The sequence below is a fragment of the Clostridium caldaquaticum genome, from assembly GCF_023806125.1.
Taxonomy (GTDB): domain Bacteria; phylum Bacillota; class Clostridia; order Clostridiales; family Clostridiaceae; genus Clostridium_AT; species Clostridium_AT caldaquaticum.
Map to the genome: position 1 here is coordinate 1 of NZ_JAMSKT010000016.1, position 17,118 is coordinate 17,118.

18 protein-coding genes and 1 riboswitch are annotated in these 17,118 nt (G+C 32.1%); of the genes, 17 read left to right on the forward strand and 1 reads right to left on the reverse strand.

Annotation, left to right across the window (positions count from 1 at the left end):
• From M2651_RS10730 to M2651_RS10755, 6 genes are all read left to right on the forward strand, one after another.
• The coding region (locus tag M2651_RS10730; protein WP_252132351.1) for an FAD-dependent oxidoreductase at positions 1–598 on the forward strand (598 nt) is incomplete at its 5' end.
• Between the two features lie 138 nt (positions 599–736).
• Positions 737–1,636: a DNA-3-methyladenine glycosylase family protein gene (locus M2651_RS10735; RefSeq protein ID WP_252132352.1), complete on the forward strand. Its 900-nt coding sequence runs from the start codon at positions 737–739 to the stop codon at positions 1,634–1,636.
• 21 nt (positions 1,637–1,657) lie between these two features.
• On the forward strand, positions 1,658–2,374 hold the full coding sequence (locus M2651_RS10740) for a TVP38/TMEM64 family protein (RefSeq protein ID WP_252132353.1): 717 nt from the start codon (positions 1,658–1,660) through the stop codon (positions 2,372–2,374).
• An 86-nt stretch (positions 2,375–2,460) separates the two neighbouring features.
• The gene (locus M2651_RS10745) at positions 2,461–3,078 is read left to right on the forward strand and encodes a hypothetical protein (protein WP_252132354.1); all 618 of its coding nucleotides are present in this window, start codon (positions 2,461–2,463) and stop codon (positions 3,076–3,078) included.
• 223 nt (positions 3,079–3,301) lie between these two features.
• Positions 3,302–4,570 (forward strand): HD-GYP domain-containing protein, encoded by a 1,269-nt coding sequence (locus M2651_RS10750; RefSeq protein ID WP_252132355.1) that lies wholly within the window; start codon positions 3,302–3,304, stop codon positions 4,568–4,570.
• A 2-nt stretch (positions 4,571–4,572) separates the two neighbouring features.
• Positions 4,573–5,121, forward strand: a complete 549-nt coding sequence (locus tag M2651_RS10755; RefSeq protein WP_252132356.1) for a DUF5317 domain-containing protein — start codon at positions 4,573–4,575, stop codon at positions 5,119–5,121.
• Positions 5,122–5,182: 61 nt separating this feature from the next.
• Here M2651_RS10755 and M2651_RS10760 read toward each other — a convergent pair whose 3' ends face one another.
• Complete coding sequence (locus M2651_RS10760; protein ID WP_252132357.1) at positions 5,183–5,827, reverse strand: TIGR01906 family membrane protein; 645 nt, start codon at positions 5,825–5,827, stop codon at positions 5,183–5,185.
• 452 nt (positions 5,828–6,279) lie between these two features.
• Between M2651_RS10760 and groES the strand changes: the two genes are divergently transcribed.
• The 11 genes from groES (at position 6,280) to M2651_RS10815 (ending at position 17,105) form a co-directional block, all read left to right on the forward strand.
• On the forward strand, positions 6,280–6,564 hold the full coding sequence (gene groES / locus M2651_RS10765) for a co-chaperone GroES (protein ID WP_252132358.1): 285 nt from the start codon (positions 6,280–6,282) through the stop codon (positions 6,562–6,564).
• Positions 6,565–6,591: 27 nt separating this feature from the next.
• Positions 6,592–8,220 (forward strand): chaperonin GroEL, encoded by a 1,629-nt coding sequence (groL, locus tag M2651_RS10770; protein WP_252132359.1) that lies wholly within the window; start codon positions 6,592–6,594, stop codon positions 8,218–8,220.
• Between the two features lie 147 nt (positions 8,221–8,367).
• Positions 8,368–8,451, forward strand: a riboswitch (cyclic di-GMP riboswitch).
• 31 nt (positions 8,452–8,482) lie between these two features.
• Positions 8,483–10,165, forward strand: a complete 1,683-nt coding sequence (locus tag M2651_RS10775) for a GspE/PulE family protein (protein WP_252132360.1) — start codon at positions 8,483–8,485, stop codon at positions 10,163–10,165.
• 19 nt (positions 10,166–10,184) lie between these two features.
• Positions 10,185–11,396, forward strand: a complete 1,212-nt coding sequence (locus tag M2651_RS10780) for a type II secretion system F family protein (protein WP_252132361.1) — start codon at positions 10,185–10,187, stop codon at positions 11,394–11,396.
• A 122-nt stretch (positions 11,397–11,518) separates the two neighbouring features.
• The gene (locus M2651_RS10785) at positions 11,519–11,893 is read left to right on the forward strand and encodes a type II secretion system protein (protein WP_252132362.1); all 375 of its coding nucleotides are present in this window, start codon (positions 11,519–11,521) and stop codon (positions 11,891–11,893) included.
• A 74-nt stretch (positions 11,894–11,967) separates the two neighbouring features.
• Complete coding sequence (locus M2651_RS10790) at positions 11,968–12,723, forward strand: prepilin peptidase (protein ID WP_252132363.1); 756 nt, start codon at positions 11,968–11,970, stop codon at positions 12,721–12,723.
• 11 nt (positions 12,724–12,734) lie between these two features.
• The gene (locus tag M2651_RS10795) at positions 12,735–13,304 is read left to right on the forward strand and encodes a PilW family protein (RefSeq protein ID WP_252132364.1); all 570 of its coding nucleotides are present in this window, start codon (positions 12,735–12,737) and stop codon (positions 13,302–13,304) included.
• A 4-nt stretch (positions 13,305–13,308) separates the two neighbouring features.
• Positions 13,309–13,830, forward strand: coding sequence for a PilW family protein (locus tag M2651_RS10800; RefSeq protein ID WP_252132365.1), 522 nt, complete (start codon positions 13,309–13,311; stop codon positions 13,828–13,830).
• A 1-nt stretch (position 13,831) separates the two neighbouring features.
• The gene (locus M2651_RS10805) at positions 13,832–15,505 is read left to right on the forward strand and encodes a hypothetical protein (protein ID WP_252132366.1); all 1,674 of its coding nucleotides are present in this window, start codon (positions 13,832–13,834) and stop codon (positions 15,503–15,505) included.
• Positions 15,506–15,548: 43 nt separating this feature from the next.
• Positions 15,549–16,577 carry a pilus assembly protein PilM gene (pilM, locus tag M2651_RS10810; RefSeq protein WP_252132367.1) on the forward strand — a complete coding sequence of 343 codons (1,029 nt, stop codon included), beginning with the start codon at positions 15,549–15,551 and terminating at the stop codon, positions 16,575–16,577.
• A gap of 3 nt (positions 16,578–16,580) precedes the next feature.
• Entirely contained in the window at positions 16,581–17,105 is a 525-nt protein-coding gene (locus tag M2651_RS10815) for a PilN domain-containing protein (RefSeq protein WP_252132368.1), read from the forward strand.
• The last annotated feature ends 13 nt before the right edge of the window (positions 17,106–17,118 follow it).

A 17,118-nucleotide genomic window follows, 5' to 3' on the forward strand; every position in this document is an offset into this window, starting at 1 on the left:
GAAAGCCTTTAAAGATGACTACGACACACCAATTAAGGTAGGGAAGAAGGTTGCGGTAGTTGGCGGAGGTAACGTAGCAATGGATGCTGCAAGAACTGCCTTAAGACTTGGAGCAGAGGTTCACATAGTATACAGACGTTCAGAAGCGGAGCTTCCTGCAAGAGTGGAAGAAGTACATCATGCTAAAGAAGAAGGAGTAATATTTGACGTTTTAACAAACCCTACAGAAATACTTGCAGATGAAAAGGGCTGGGTTAAAGGTATGAAATGTATAAAGATGGAGCTTGGAGAGCCTGACGCTTCAGGAAGAAGAAAGCCTGTTGAGGTTCCAGATTCTGAATTTATAATGGATGTAGATACAGTTATAATGTCTCTTGGTACTTCTCCAAATCCGCTTATATCTTCAACTACTAAAGGTTTAGAAATAAATAAGAGAAAGTGCATAATAGCAGAAGAAGAAACAGGACTTACTACTAAAGAAAGAGTTTATGCAGGCGGAGACGCAGTTACAGGTGCTGCAACAGTAATTCTTGCTATGGGAGCTGGTAAAAAAGCTGCCAAGGCTATAGATGAGTTTTTATCAAATGTAAATGAATAGTGATAAGGACAGTATCTTAGGGTGCTGTCCTTTGTTTTTTATCATGATTATTTTATTGAAAATAATTATTTTATAGTATATATTTAGACTAAAAGATGAAAATTATAGGTAATAAGTTTTTAGAGGAGAGATTTTACTGTGGATTTTACTGGAATTAAGGAGTTTGAAAAGGGCGTTATAGTTGAAAATGTAAAAAATTTTGAACTGCCTCATATATTTGACTGTGGACAATGTTTTAGATGGAACAGACAAGAAAACAGCAATTACATAGGAGTAGCCTTTGGCAAAGTCATTGAAGTTGAAAGAAGAAATGATGATTTAATTATATATAATACAAATGAAGAAGAATTTAATAAAATCTGGGTTCATTATTTTGATTTAAATAGAGATTATGGAAAAATAAAAGAAGTTTTAAGTGAAGATCCTCTGCTGAAAAGTTCTGTAGAGTTTGGATATGGTATAAGGCTTTTAAAGCAGGAACCTTTTGAAATTGTAATATCTTTTATAATTTCTGCAAATAACAGAATTCCTATGATTAAAAGAGCTATTGAAAATATAAGCAGGGCATATGGAACACCTGTAGAATATAAAGGGAAGATATATTATACATTCCCTGAAGCAGAAAAACTTCATGAAGCTGAAACTGAAGATATTGAGGCTTTAGGTACAGGTTTTAGAGCTAAATATATAATTGATACTGTAGATAAAATTTACAGAAGTTTAAAAGAAGATTATAAAAAAGAGTATGATTTAAACTGGATAAAGGCTCAAGATGATGATATATGTCACGAAGCACTGCAGATTTTCAGCGGAATAGGTCCTAAAGTAGCAGACTGCATCATGCTTTTTTCTATGAATAAGTATTCAGCTTTTCCTGTAGATGTATGGGTGAAAAGGGCAATGCAGCACTTTTATCTTGCACCAGATGTGTCATTAAAGAAGATAAGAGAGTTTGGAAGAAATAAATTTGGAAAGCTTAGCGGCTTTGCACAGCAGTATTTATTCTACTATGCAAGAGAAAATAATATAAATGTTTAGAACATAGTTTAAGGAGAAATTATGCTGAAATGGATAAAATACAATATTAAAAAATGTTTAGAAATATTGAATAAAAATAAAGCATACATAGTTTTAGGTTTAGTTTTTTTATTTATAGCTGCCATAGCTTACGAGTATTATAGTCAGTACTTTCATGTACTGAAAAATCCTAAGAAGATAAAAGAAATTATATTATCTTTTAAACAGTACAGCCTTTTAGCATTTTTATTGCTACAAATTATACAAGTAGTTGCTTTTTTTATACCTGGTGAAGTAATTCAGATTGCTGGGGGATACATATACGGTACAGCTTTAGGAGGAGTAATTTCATTAATTGGAATAAGTTTGGGCAGTGCCGCTGTTTATTCAATATCAAGGCTTTTCGGAAAACCTTTAATAAGAAAAATAATATCTAATAAACAGCTTAATTTTTTCCATAAGCTTTTAAAGCTGGGAAGCATTAATTTTGTAGTATTTCTTCTATATCTCATTCCAGGAATACCTAAGGATGTTTTGGCTTATATCTGTGGAATTTCGGATATAAATTTCAGAAATTTTATTTTATATTCAACCTTAGGAAGAATACCAGGTATATTTATATCCGCATTTTTTGGTGCAAGGATGTACAGCGGTCAAAAGGGAATATTAATTTTCATTGCAGTAGTTATGTCTTCTTTATTCATTTTAGGAGTAATTAGAGGAGAGAAAATAATAAAAAGCCTGGTTAAAAAAGAATAATAGTATAAAAATAGGAAGTATTGTTTTAATATTCGGATTATGGTACAATTTAGATATTAATACAGTGGAAGAGATGGGGGATTATAATGGACTTCAATGCTTATCAGAATATGATAGCTAAAATTGATGGGGTAATTAATGTTAAGATTATAGATGAAAATGAGGAAATAAAGGAAGTACATATATTAGCAAATAATTTAAGAGCCCCCAAGCAGATAGTAAGGGATATAGAATCTTCACTGATGGCGGCTTACGGCTATAGAATAGATAGAAAGCTTATAAGCATTGCGCAGATTCAGACAGAGGATTCAGAAACTTTAAGAAGAATAAAATATAGCGGGATAAATCTTAAGACTGAAGGAATAGCTTTAGAATGCAGTGTAAACCTTATTTATGAAGGAGAAGAATACTGCGAATTAGTAAACGGCATTAAGACTGCTGCAAACAGAAAGAAAATAGTAGCTGATGCAACAGTTAAAACTATTGAGAAAATCCTTGGACAAGCTTATTTATTTAATGTTGAAGACGTAATATTAAGCAGCAGCAGAGATATTAACTTTGTTTCAGTTTTAGTTAATATGGTAGTTAATGAAGGAGAACATATTATGGTAGGCTCAGCTATTGTCAGACATGATATAAACGAAGCTATAGTAAAGGCAACTTTGGATGCTGTAAACAGAAGGATTCAAAGGGACACATTTTAATACTGCTTATAAAGGCCGGTTGTTTTTTTCAGCCCTTAGCGGAGTGAATTATGACAAGTCTTAGCGGATACTTGTTAATAATCCATAAGGGGGAATTTTAAATGAAAAAGTTAGTATCTGTTTTATTAGCTATACTTGCTCTTGCTATAGCAGGTGGTTCAACATTTACTTGGCTATAAAAATATAAACTCACCGGCCTTTATTATCCATAAGGGGGATAGTAATGAGAGATTTGACGTTTAAAATGAAAGCTTATATAGTTTCAGTACCGATTTTAACAGCATTATGTTTAGTATTTTTTATTTCAAATAATTATATCCCTGTTCATGTTGCAGATTACGTTGATATATTATTTTTTTCATTACTAATGATGGCAACAGAGAGCTTTATGGTTCCTTTTAGAGGAATTGCTGTTAGCACAAGCTTTGCAGTGCAGCTGGCTGCATTTTTACTATTTAAACCCTTAACTGCCATAATAATTATGATTATTGGTTTTTCTTTAAGAGTTGTAAAATTTAATGGCAAGTTTAATCATATATTAAATACACCTTTATATAAAACTTTATATAATTATTCAGCTTTAGTTCTGCCAATAATACTAGGCAATTTTTTATATGTAGCTTTTAATGGAACCTTTTTACTGGAAAACATTTGGGGGGAGATACTTCATATAAGTGTGTTCTGTATAACAGTTTTTATAGTTAATACTTTATTAGCTTCTATATTATTTTCTTTACTACACAATAAGAATATACTTTATTTTTTTATAAGCAACTTAAAATTAGGACTTTTGAGCAGTATTGCTATGGCTCCTTTTGGACTTTTGTTAGCATTTGTTTTTAAGAAGTATAGTTTTGGCGGAGTTTTATTGCTGTTATTTCCAATTATTCTTGCCAGATATACCTTTTCACTTTACATAGAAAGCAAAACCCAATATGTTCAGACTGTGGACAGCTTAATGCGTGCTATGGAAGCAAGAGATAAATATACGGAAGGGCATTCTCAGAGAGTTGCTGAAATTGCTTGTGAAATTGCCAGAGAGTTAAAGTATAACGATATAAAAATAGAGCAGATTAATATTGCAGCACTTTTGCATGATGTTGGAAAGATAGGCATAGACGATCAAATACTTAACAAGCCTGGAAAATTAACAGAGGAAGAATATAAAATAATTAAAAGCCACCCAGAGATAGGCTACAATATACTTAAGGATATAAAAAATCTTGAGAATATTCTGCCTATAGTTCGTCATCATCATGAAATGTATGATGGAAAAGGTTATCCGGAAGGTAAAATGGCAGAGGAATTAAACCTAGATGTATTTATTATACAGCTTGCAGATTCTATTGATGCTATGGCAACAGACAGACCTTATAGAAAGGCTTTATCAAAGGAGCAGATTATATCTGAAATAACTAAATATTCTGGTTCTCAGTTTCATCCTAAGGTAGTACAGGCTTATCTTAATATAATAGAGAAGAAAGCGGTGTAGACATGTTTATTCAAGCGTTGATAATTGCAGTAATAATAGGATATATTTTAAAGGGCAGCTTAAAAAATATAGATGCTTCCTCAATAAAAGGTCTTTATTTTGTGTTTACAGCATTTTTAATTGAATTTATTCTTATTATGCTTATAAGAAACCAGTATTTAACTAGGGGGATTGTAACGTATGTAGTGAACTTTATAATGTATTTACTATTATTTGTGTTTATATATGTAAATAGGAGAAATAAATGGATTGTTTTAATGGGTATAGGATTCCTTCTAAACGCAATACCTATATTTTTAAATGGGGGAGCTATGCCTGTAAGCTTAAGTGCAGTTAAAGCAGCAGGAATTACACAGAATGTTTCATCAGAAGGACTATATAGGCTTATAGATGAAGGTACAAAGCTTGCTTTTTTAGGAGACGTAATTCCGGTTAAATATCCAAGACCTTTTGCTGTCAGCATTGGGGATATTGTTGGTGCTATTGGCCTTATGCTGTTTGTTATTACTGGTATGCAAAGAAAGAAAACTGAAATTAAATATGTGAAATAGAAAAGTATTATTTGTGAAAAAATCAGGGACATCACCTTATATGCAGGTATGTCCCTTTTAATTAAACTGTATTTTTCATAGTTTTTCTATATATAAAATATAAAATTATGCTGAACAAAGCTATTAAAACTAAAATCATTACAGCACAGTGAAAAAAGAACTCCTGGGGAAGTACATTAATTATTGGATCACTTATCGGGTCAAATTCCCAATAATCATTATTGAAAAAAATTTTATGAAATGCGGTAAAGCTTTTGTCAAAGTTTATGGCAAAGGGTATTGAGAGTGCAACTGGTATGGATATAAGCGCTGCAAAGCTCCATTTTAAAAACAGAAAGTTTTTCTGTAGTACCTTGTATATTACTCCTATTAAGCTTAAAAAGCCTGTAATATACAGTAAAGAATTAAAATTCATAAATATGTTTTTTACTTCTGCAAAGTGTATTTCACCTTCTCTTGAAACTTTAAAAGAAGGCATGCTTAATTTAGTTATTTTCCTATCCTGTATATAGTCAATAAGTATATTATAATTTTTAATAATCTCCTCTTTTGACATATTGTAATTTTCAGCTATTTTTAAATATTCTATGTCAAAGTAATAAAGCTGTCTGAAAGCTAACACGGTTTTAACGGTTAAAGATATTAAAAAAAGTGCTAAAGCTAAGGAAACAATAGCTGTAGTTAATCTGTTAAGGCTTTTGTGCATAAAAAATCCTCCCATCTGTTTATAACTTTATTTTATATAATGACTTTAATATAGTCAACTTTCGGGTAGAGTGTAGTGAAAATGTAGCTTGCTTCTAGTATGCATCTTTTAAAAGATATATTAATATTTTTAAGATTTATACATAATTGTTTAAAAGTATGATAATAATATCTAATGTTTGAACGATATTGTTAATATTTGCTAACAATTGAGAGGTAAAAATTTTAAAACTAGAAAAATAATGAAAATAAGAGTAAAATAGCAAAATAGTAAAATAAACTGAAATATTATAGACTTTTTAAGATTAAATAGCCTAAAAAGGAAAAGATGGAATTTGATATTATAAATACATTTATTTATTATTATAAATGTATTAGCACTCATCAATGACGAGTGCTAACAAAAATGAGTTCATAATATACTAAATTATAATACATTAAGGAGGGGTTTAAATGAGAATTAGACCACTTGGTGACAGAGTTGTTATTAAAAAACTTGAAGCAGAAGAAAAAACAAAGAGCGGTATAGTGCTTACAGGTACCGCAAAAGAAAAACCACAAGAAGCTGAGGTTGTTGCAGTAGGACCTGGCGGAATGGTTGATGGAAAAGAAGTTAAAATGGAAGTTAAGGTAGGAGATAAGGTATTATTCTCCAAGTACTCTGGAACTGAAGTAAAGGTAGATGGGGAAGAGTACACAATAGTTCGCCAAGACGACATATTAGCGGTAGTTGAATAATTAAAAAATTAGTTTGGAGGGATAGGAATGGCTAAGAAGATTATATATGGTGAAGAAGCAAGAAGAGCTATGCAAAGAGGCGTAGATGCACTTGCAAACACTGTAAAAATTACACTTGGACCTAAAGGAAGAAACGTAGTTCTTGATAAAAAATTCGGTGCACCACTTATAACTAACGATGGTGTTACAATAGCAAGAGAAATTGAATTAGAAGATCCATTTGAAAACATGGGAGCACAGCTTGTTAAAGAAGTTGCTACAAAGACTAACGATGTAGCAGGAGATGGAACAACAACAGCTACATTACTTGCTCAGGCTATTATAAGAGAAGGTTTAAAGAATGTTACAGCTGGAGCTAATCCAATGCTTATAAGAACTGGTATTAACATGGCTGTAGAAAAAGCTGTAGAAGAAATAAAGAAGATATCAAGACCAGTTGAAGGAAAAGAAGATATAGCTAGAGTTGCTGCTATATCAGCTGCCGATGAAGAAATCGGTAAGTTAATATCAGATGCTATGGAAAAGGTAGGTAACGAAGGAGTTATCACTGTTGAAGAATCAAAATCCATGGGAACTGAGCTTGACGTTGTTGAAGGTATGCAGTTTGACAGAGGATATGTAAGTCCATATATGGTAACTGATACTGAAAAGATGGAAGCAGTTCTTGAAGATCCATTTATACTTATAACAGATAAAAAGATTTCTAACATACAGGAAATACTTCCAATACTTGAACAGATAGTTCAACAAGGCAAAAAGCTTTTAATCATCGCTGAAGATGTTGAAGGCGAAGCTATGGCTACACTTGTTGTTAACAAGCTAAGAGGAACCTTTACTTGTGTTGCTGTTAAAGCTCCAGGATTTGGCGACAGAAGAAAAGAAATGCTTCAAGATATAGCAATTCTAACTGGTGGAGAAGTTATATCCGAAGAATTAGGAAGAGAGCTTAAGGAAGCTACACTAGATATGCTTGGAAGAGCTGAAAGCGTAAAAGTTTCTAAGGAAAATACTACTATAGTAAACGGAAAAGGCGACAAGAGTGCTATCCATGCTAGAGTAAATCAAATAAAGGCTCAAATTGAAGAAACTACTTCAGATTTTGACAGAGAAAAGCTTCAGGAAAGACTTGCTAAGCTTGCTGGAGGAGTTGCAGTAATCAAAGTTGGTGCTGCTTCTGAAACAGAGCTTAAAGAAAGAAAACTTAGAATAGAAGATGCTTTAGCAGCTACTAAGGCAGCTGTTGAAGAAGGTATCGTTCCTGGTGGTGGAACAGCATACATTAACGTAATCAATGAAGTAGCTAAAGTTACTTCAACAGAACCAGATATAGCTGTTGGTATCAATATAATTAAGAGAGCTCTTGAAGAGCCTGTTAGACAGATTGCTGCTAACGCTGGACTTGAAGGTTCTGTAATAATTGAAAAGGTAAGAAACAGCGAGCCTGGAGTTGGATTTGATGCTTTACATGAGCAATATGTAAACATGATTAAAGCTGGTATAGTTGACCCAACTAAGGTTACAAGAAGTGCACTTCAAAATGCAGCTTCAGTTGCAGCTACTTTCTTAACAACTGAAAGTGTAGTTGCTGACATACCAGAAAAGAACAATACACCAGCAATGCCTGGCGGCGGAATGGGAATGGACGGAATGTACTAAAATAAATGGAGTCTCTCATAATATGGGAGGCTCTTTTTTAACATTTTTTTTATAAACAGACAAACAATACTTATTGAAAAGGTAAATTAATGTTGATATAATTAAAATGAAGTTAGAATTTGAAAATATTAAGATAATTTTAAATATTTCTGTTTTGAAGACGAAGATGCATTATCTTTATTTGGGCACTTGGGTAATGCGGAGCAAGTAGTGCAACCGGTCAGTTCTTTTGGACTGGCCTTTTTTTACAGGGGAGTAGGTTATGAAAGATATATCAAAAAAGAGACTTGGAGATTTGCTTGTTGAAGCTGGAAAGATATCTAGAGAACAGCTTGAACAAGTACTTAGAAAACAGAGAACCTCAGGCAAAAGAATTGGTGAGCTTTTAATAGAGGATAGTATTATTACTGAAGATGATATATTAGATGTTCTTGAACTGCAGCTTGGAATTCAAAGAGTACGTTTAGATAAAGTAACGGTTAATATGGAGGCTGTAAAATCTATACCTGAAAGCCTTGCATCTAGATATACACTGATTCCTATAGCTTTTGACAAGAATAATATAAAGGTAGTAATGGCTGACCCGCTTAATATATTTGCTTTAGATGATGTCAAAATAGCTTCAGGCTATGAAGTTGATCCTCTTATAGCTAGAAGCGATGAAATTAAAACAGCCATTGACAAATATTATTCCAGCCAGTTTGTTCAAAAGGCTGCAGAAGATCTTTCTAGAGAACAAAATGCAAGAGAAACAGATGATGCAAGAGAAATAGAAGATATAAGAAATGCTCCAGCAGTCAGATTAGCAGATTCAATAATAAAAAATGCTGTAAAGTCAAGAGCTAGTGATATTCATATAGAACCTTTTGAAAAATATATTAAGATAAGATTTAGAATTGACGGTGAGCTTCAGGAGGTTTTAAAATCCCCAAAAGAAACTGCGGCAGCATTAGTAACCCGTATTAAGATTATGGCAAATATGAATATTGCTGAAAAAAGGCTTCCTCAGGATGGAAGAATTTTAACTAATGTAGACGGCAAGGAATTTGACCTTAGAGTTTCTGTTCTTCCTACTATTTTTGGTGAAAAGATAGTTATAAGACTTTTAAACAGAGAAAGCTTTTTAATTGATAAAGAAGGGCTTGGTATTATCGAGGATGATTTGGATAAGCTTAACAGAATAGTAAAAAATCCTTACGGAATTATATTAGTTACAGGTCCTACAGGAAGCGGAAAGTCTACAACGCTATACAGCATATTAAATGATTTAAATAACAGTGACAGAAACATAGTAACAGTAGAAGACCCTGTAGAATATATGATAGAAGGAATAAACCAGGTAAACGTTAATCCTAAAGCTGGACTGACTTTTGCTTCGGGACTTAGAGCTATATTAAGACAAGACCCGGATGTAATAATGATTGGTGAAATAAGAGATAATGAAACTGCTGAAATTGCTATAAGAGCTGCTATAACAGGGCACCTTGTTTTAAGCACTATTCACACTAACGATGCAGCTTCAGCTGTTATAAGGCTTACGGATATGAAAATTGAGCCTTATCTTGTTGCAACTTCTATTGCAGGAGTTGTGTCACAAAGACTAGTAAGAAAAATCTGCCCTTATTGCAAGGTTGAATATAAAGCAAGCGATTACGAAAAAAGACTTTTAGGAGAAGATGACAGTAAAAATATTATACTATATAAAGGGACAGGCTGTGCTTTGTGTAACCAGAGCGGATATATAGGTAGACAAGGTGTTTATGAGATAATGGAAATAACTAGAGAACATAGAGAATATATAGCAAGAAATAAAACAACAGACGAGCTTAGAGATTTAAGCATTAAGCAGGGCATGAAAACACTGAGAATATCCTGTAAGAATTTAGTTTTAAAAGGAATAACTACTTTGGATGAATTAGTTAAAATAGCTTATTTGAAAGAATAGTCAATAAAGAGGTGAGAGTTTGCCGCTATATGAATATGAAGCAAAAACTTTAAATGGAGAAACTTTAAAGGGAACTGTTGAAGCAGGAGATGAGACTGCGGTTATAGATATATTGCGCCAAAGAAACTACTATCCTGTAAATATAAAATTGTGCAGGGAAGAATTAAATATAGAGCTGAGCTTTTTAAACAGGATTAAGCTTAAGGATATAGCAATATTTTGCAGACAGTTTTCTTTTATATTAACTGCAGGTATAAATATTTTAAAGGCTTTAGAATTAGTTAAAGAGCAGACAGAAAATAAAAGGCTTAAAAAAATACTAGAAAAAACCTTTGAAGATGTACAAAGAGGAAAAACTCTATCGGAAGCTATGGGAAGCCATAAGCATTTTCCGGATATGCTTGTAAACATGGTGGCAGTAGGGGAAACAAGTGGAACTTTAGATACTGTAATGATGAGAATGGCTGCTTATTATGATAAGGAGCATAAGCAGAGGCAGAAAGTTAAACAAGCTCTTACTTATCCTGCTGTTGTAAGTGTATTTGCTTTTGTTGTTGTACTTGTACTTGTAGTAAAGGTACTGCCTATATTTACAAGTATGTTTGAACAGTTTCCTAATGCAGTTATACCAGTACAAACAAGAATTATAATGGGTATTAGTAATGTGATAATTGAGAAGTGGTGGCTTATTATTATAATTACTGCTGCTTTAGTTTCAACAATTAAATTTTATTCTAAAACCGAAGAGGGAGCGTACTTTTTCGATAACATTAAAATAAAGTTTCCTGCCTTTGGGAAGATGTACTCTAAGGTTGTAGTCTCAAGATTTGCAAGAACTTTTGGAATGCTTACAGCCAGTGGAGTTCCCCTTATACAAAGTGTAAGCATCTGTGCTGATGTAGTAGGGAACAAGGTTTATGGAAAAGTTTTAAAAGATATGAGAGCTGAGCTTGAAAAAGGCCTTTCAGTAGGTCAAATTCTGCAGAAGGAAAAATTATTTCCTTCCATGATAACTCAAATGATTATAATAGGTGAAGAATCAGGTACATTAGAAGACATTCTTGATAAGACAGCAGATTATTATGATGGAGAAATTGAAACTGCAACTGCACAGCTTACTTCAATGCTGGAGCCTGTAATAGTAATATTTTTGTCAATAGTTGTTGGATTTATAGTAGTTTCTATAATAATGCCTATATTTGAGATGTATAATACCATTGGCTTACAGTAGAAATTGTGCTGATTTAATAATATAATATAAATATAGATAATATATATTAATTAATAATATATATAAAAAATAAATTAAGAATTTTTTCTAAAAGTTTGAACATGGAAAAGGAGGTGAAATGAGTGAAAAGAAATAAGAAAAAAGGATTTACACTTGTTGAACTAATTGCTGTTATTGCTATACTTGCTATACTTGCTGCTGTTATTGTGCCTAAGGTTAGTTCTTACACTACTCAGGCAACTACTTCTGCTAAAAAAGCTAATGCAAGCTCTATATTAAATGCTGTAGAAGTTTATAATGCACAGGCTGCAACTGCTATTTCAAGTACAACAACATTAAAACAAATACTTGGAACTGCAGAATCAGGGAATATAACACTAGAAAATGTTGGTTCAGCAGATGATGATTTAAAAGAAACTATACAAAGAGTTATTAATGCAAATAAAGGTATAGGAGAAACAGATACTTTAGCTACTTTATCTGGTTATATAAACTAATAAAAAATTTATTCTCGAAGGGAACTCCCTTCGAGAAAATTATATATTATAAATATTAAACAGTTGGTGAAAAAATGGAGATATTTTTAACTAGTTATATTTTTATACTATCACTTTGTTTAGGAAGTTTCCTGAATGTATGCATTTACAGAATTCCTAAAGGGGAATCAATAATAAATCCGCCTTCCCGCTGCGGAAATTGCAAAACAAGACTTAAAGCACTAGATTTAATACCAGTATTTAGTTTTTTATTTTTAAAAGGAAAATGCAGATACTGCAAGGAGAAAATATCTTTAAGGTATCCTTTTATTGAGTTGATAACAGGTGTGCTTATTACAGCAGTTTATATAGAATATGGTTTAAATATTACTTTTATTAAATACAGTGTTCTAATTTTATTTTTAATAGTTATTGGAATGATTGATTTTGATACAACAGATGTATATTTTAAAACTACGTTGTCTGGCATAATTACAGGGATAGCTTTTTTACTATACATATATTTTTCAGGACAAAGCATTACAGCTTATATATTAGGTGCAGTCCTTGGGGGAGGAGTTATATCTTTAATAATTCTTATTACCCGGGGAATGGGCTGGGGTGATGCAGAGATATGTGTTTTATGCGGTCTGTTTCTAGGCTTCAGACTTACTTTGGTAATGCTTTTTGCAGCTTTTGTATTTGGAGGAATTATAGGGATTTTATTAATTATTTTTAAAATAAAATCAAGGAAGGATTATATTCCTTTTGGTCCATTTCTGGCTTTGGGGGCTGTCACAGCTATATTTATTGGTGAAAGAGTTATTCAGTTATATTTATTATTGCTTTAATAGGTGAGAATATGAAGAAAAAGGCTTTTACTCTTGTAGAAGTTATCGCAGCTGTTGCTATATTATCAATAGTTATAGTAGCTGTAACATCTGCATTTATATCAGGAACAAAAACTTGGCGAAATGGTGAACAGAAATTAGATACTATGTTTTATGCTCAAGGTATTTCTGAAGCCTTTATGGGAGCAAATATATCTAAGATAACTCAGCTTTGCAATGATGAAGGTTCTTCTGCTTTTGTTTATTTCAATGATGATTATAAAGATTTTGTTCTTTATACAGTTAGTGGGTATACCAGTTTAACTAGTGCTGGGACACCTCCTAATTTTATTGATTGGTTTAATTTTGGGCCTAAAATACAAGGTAAAGTATCAAATGATGATTTTTCTTATATTGATACAAATATTTATAGTAAATGCAAAAACAATAACTCAAATAGAAAATATGGGGCTTATATTGCCATGCAAAAAGATAGCAGAGCTTCTACAGCAGGAACCGTTTATTATGTAAAGGTAATAGTCTGGGATTTAATGTATGGTTATGATAGTCCTTCAGTAAGAGAGGTTTATATCGGCAGGTGATAATTTGGAAAAGAAAGGTGTCACTTTTATAGAATTAGTTGCTGTTATAGGTATAGTATTAATAATTTCAGCTGTAATTTTTTCTGTATTTTCAAACGGGCTTAAAACATATTCTACAACTTCAGGAAAATCAATACTGCAAAATTCAGCAAGAAGTGTAGTAGAAGAGATAACTAGAAATGTTAATAATGCTCAGGTAGCCTATCCTATTTCCGTAAGCAGTGGAAAGGTCGTTGTTGATGGAAATACATTTAATAGTTTAAGCGATTGTTATGGTCTTGTATACGTAAAGCTGTCCTCAAGTGCCGGAAACCCTTTTATATATGTAATTAAAAATAATTCAGTATACAAAATTTTTCTAGATGGTACTGGCTGGGATTTGCCTATAGGGAAGTATATAGAAAACACTTCTTCAATTGATGCACCATTTTCATCAAATTCAAATGCACTAAGACTCAGGCTTAATCTAAAGTATAGAAATTTCAGTGAAAGTTATACTACCTTTATGTCAATAGGAGGTTATTAGCGTGAAGAAAAAAGGATCTACTCTTGTAATGGTTATAGCTGTTATTTCTGTATTACTGGTAGTATCTATAGCTGGAATTACTATAGCAACAAGCAGTATAAAAGCTCATATATCCTTTGACACTATGGATAAGGTTAATTTAGCAGCCAGGTCTGGCATACAATTAGGTATTGCTAAAGTAAATAAAGATAGAACGTCAATAAGTCCGTTAAATGCAGTTGCCTTTTATGATAATACAGTTACTTGCGATGTTACTTTTTCTTTAGACGATCAATCTTATATAATTGTAAATTCACATGCTTATTTAAACAATAAAAAATATGAAAAGACTCTTACCTATAATACAAAATTAAAAATAATTTCAGGTGATGATGGAACTATTGCTGACTATTTTGCAAAAAATACCATTAGCACGTTAGGAAATATTAACGATACTACAGCAGCTGCGGTTATAGGAAATGGAAAGAATTGCAACACGTATATTAACGGTAATATTTATCTTCAGGGAAATAAGGTAGTATTAAATGGCGCATTAAATATTACAGAAGATATCACTTCAATAGCAGCAAATGATGTTATTTTTCAGTGGAACAATCCATCTTCACCTCAAAACATATATATTCAAGCAGGAGGAAATGTTACTTTACAAAATCAGTTAACGGTTTATAAAAGTACAAAAATACTTTCTAATGGTGATATTACCCTTTCCTGGGTAACTACAAAACTGCTTTCTGGAACAGCTCAGCTGCAGGCTGGAAGAGATATTATACTTCAAAATGATTTAGAAAATGGAGCAAGCTTGTCACTTACTGCAGCTAGAGATATAAAGATGCAGTCAAATAAAAATGATATAAATTCCACTGGTCCTATGTTTATGCAGAGCGGAAGAGATATAATTTTAAATAAAAGCATAAGGTCAACAGCACCAGTAACAATGATGTCAGGAAATAATATGCAATTTGCTTATTATACTTATAATATATCTGGACAGACTTATTTAAAAGCAGGGAATACAATTTATGTCCCTAATATTACTGTAAATCTTGGAAGCACATATATTCAGTCAAATATATTAAATTATAATAGAGGAATTATAAAAAGTAACTCTAATCCGCCTAAAATTGAAACTAATGTAAATATTTTTCAAAGCAGCGGAGGTTTATTAATACCTGTTAATATACAAGTGCCTGCAAGAGCCCCAAGTCCACCTGCTGTGGCACCTGCTCCTTTAACTGCAGTTACAACTGTAAATGGGATAAAGCAGTTTAAGACTCCTGTAGTTTATGATACAAAGTATGATACTACTTATAGCGATGTGGCTTTTATTAAAGTAAAAGGAAGCGATGTACAGGCGCTAAAATATGCACTAAATCCTCCTGCAGGTACTTTTTCAAATGCCAATACACTAAAGTTTATTTTGATTGATGGGGATGTTAATCTAGACTGGAGATTTGATAAACTTGTAGCAAACAATACATTTAATAATTATATTATTTATTGTACTGGAACCTTTGGGGTATCTTGGGAAGAATTCACCTTTAATAATTCATCAATTATTTCTAAAGGTTTAAATATATTGTCAGAAAATTTCACAATATCGAAGATTAGTAGTGAAGTAATGACTCAGTCTATGAAGGACAAAATAAATAACTACTTAACTAAGTATCTTCAATAATTTAATGAGAATATATCTTTTACTGAAGAAAAGAGGTGATAGAATGTTTGGTAGAGATTATATAGCTGTTTTTATAGGAGCAGATATTATTAAGATAATGTATGGAAATAAAAAAAAGGTTAAACATTGGGAGTTTATTAATATTTCAGATAAAGATATGACTGAAGAAAATGTGGATATTATGGATTTTATTTACAGTTGTATAAAAAGGTTCATGAGACAGAAAAAGGTTAAGGCAGATGAAATTTTATTTTCAATAACAGGACCAGATATTGTAACAAGGCATATTGAGGTTCCAATAATGAACAAGAAAAACATTAAAAGTTCAGTAGAGTGGGAAATGAGTCAATACCTGCCTGGCGGAGGAAACAACTATTACGTAGATTTTCAGATTATGGAGAAAATAGAAAATAAGGAGAAAAAGGCTTATAAGCTTTTAGCTGCAGCTGTTCCAAAAGAAAAAACAGACAGGCTTGCAGAGCTTAGCAATAGGCTTAAGCTGAAGCTTAGAGCTGTAGATATAGCTTCTAACTGTGTTGCAAGGATTTTTAAGGAAGATAAAAAATCTAAGAATGTACAGGAAAGCATAGGAGTAATAGACCTTGGAGAAAGATCCAGCAGCATTATAATATTGGACAAGGGTAATCTGTTTGTAGAAAGAGAGGTTCCTTTTGGTTCTGAAACTTTAACAAGAGAAATAAGCAGAAGACTTCAGGTTGAGGAAAATGAAGCAAAGCATTACTTGCGGGAAGTATTTACCTTTGAGGATATTAAGGAAGATATTGAGGTAGATGCAAGGATACAGACTATGTTTGATAATGTACTTTCTTCTTTTTTAAAAGTTATTCAATTTTATACTACTGGAAGAGTAAAAAAGCCCCTGGATGAAATATATATAACTGGTTCTGCATGTTTTATGCATGGCATTGAAGATTATATTCAGGATTATTTTAATTCTCCTGCCTGTATAGTACAGTCTGTTAAGAACCTGCCCGTAAATATAAAGGTTCCTCAGGACTGTGATATTAAATTATATTTAAATGTACTTGGGCTTTTACTTAGAAAGGAATAAGAGATGAATGAACTTAATTTAATACCATATAGTTTAAAGGAAAAAAAACAAAGATTATTTAAGATAAGGCAGTATACTGCGTACTTTATAATTTTTATGTGTGTGCTTTTTATAGGAGCATATATACCAAATATTAAGCTGCAGTCTTTAACAGCTCAGGAAAAAATGCTTCAGAAAAGTGTTGAGGAAAATAAGGCCTTAATTGAAGAAAGCAGACTTATAAGCAGTGAGATTGAAAACTACAGCAAGAGAATTAAAAAGATAGAGGAGTTAGCTAATAACAGAACACTGGCCTTTGAGAAAATCCGTCAGTTTGAAAAGTATGTGACATCGGATATTAAATTAACTAATTTCATATATGATAAAAAATCAGCAGTTATAGAGGGGACTGCAGTAAGCTATAATTCCGTTAGTGAATTTGCAGCTAATCTGGAAGTTTCTAAAAATTACAGCAGTGTAAAAATTGTTAATATAACAAAGGATAACTCTCAAAATAACTATAAATTCTCTATAAATATATTATACTAAACTTAGGGAGGAG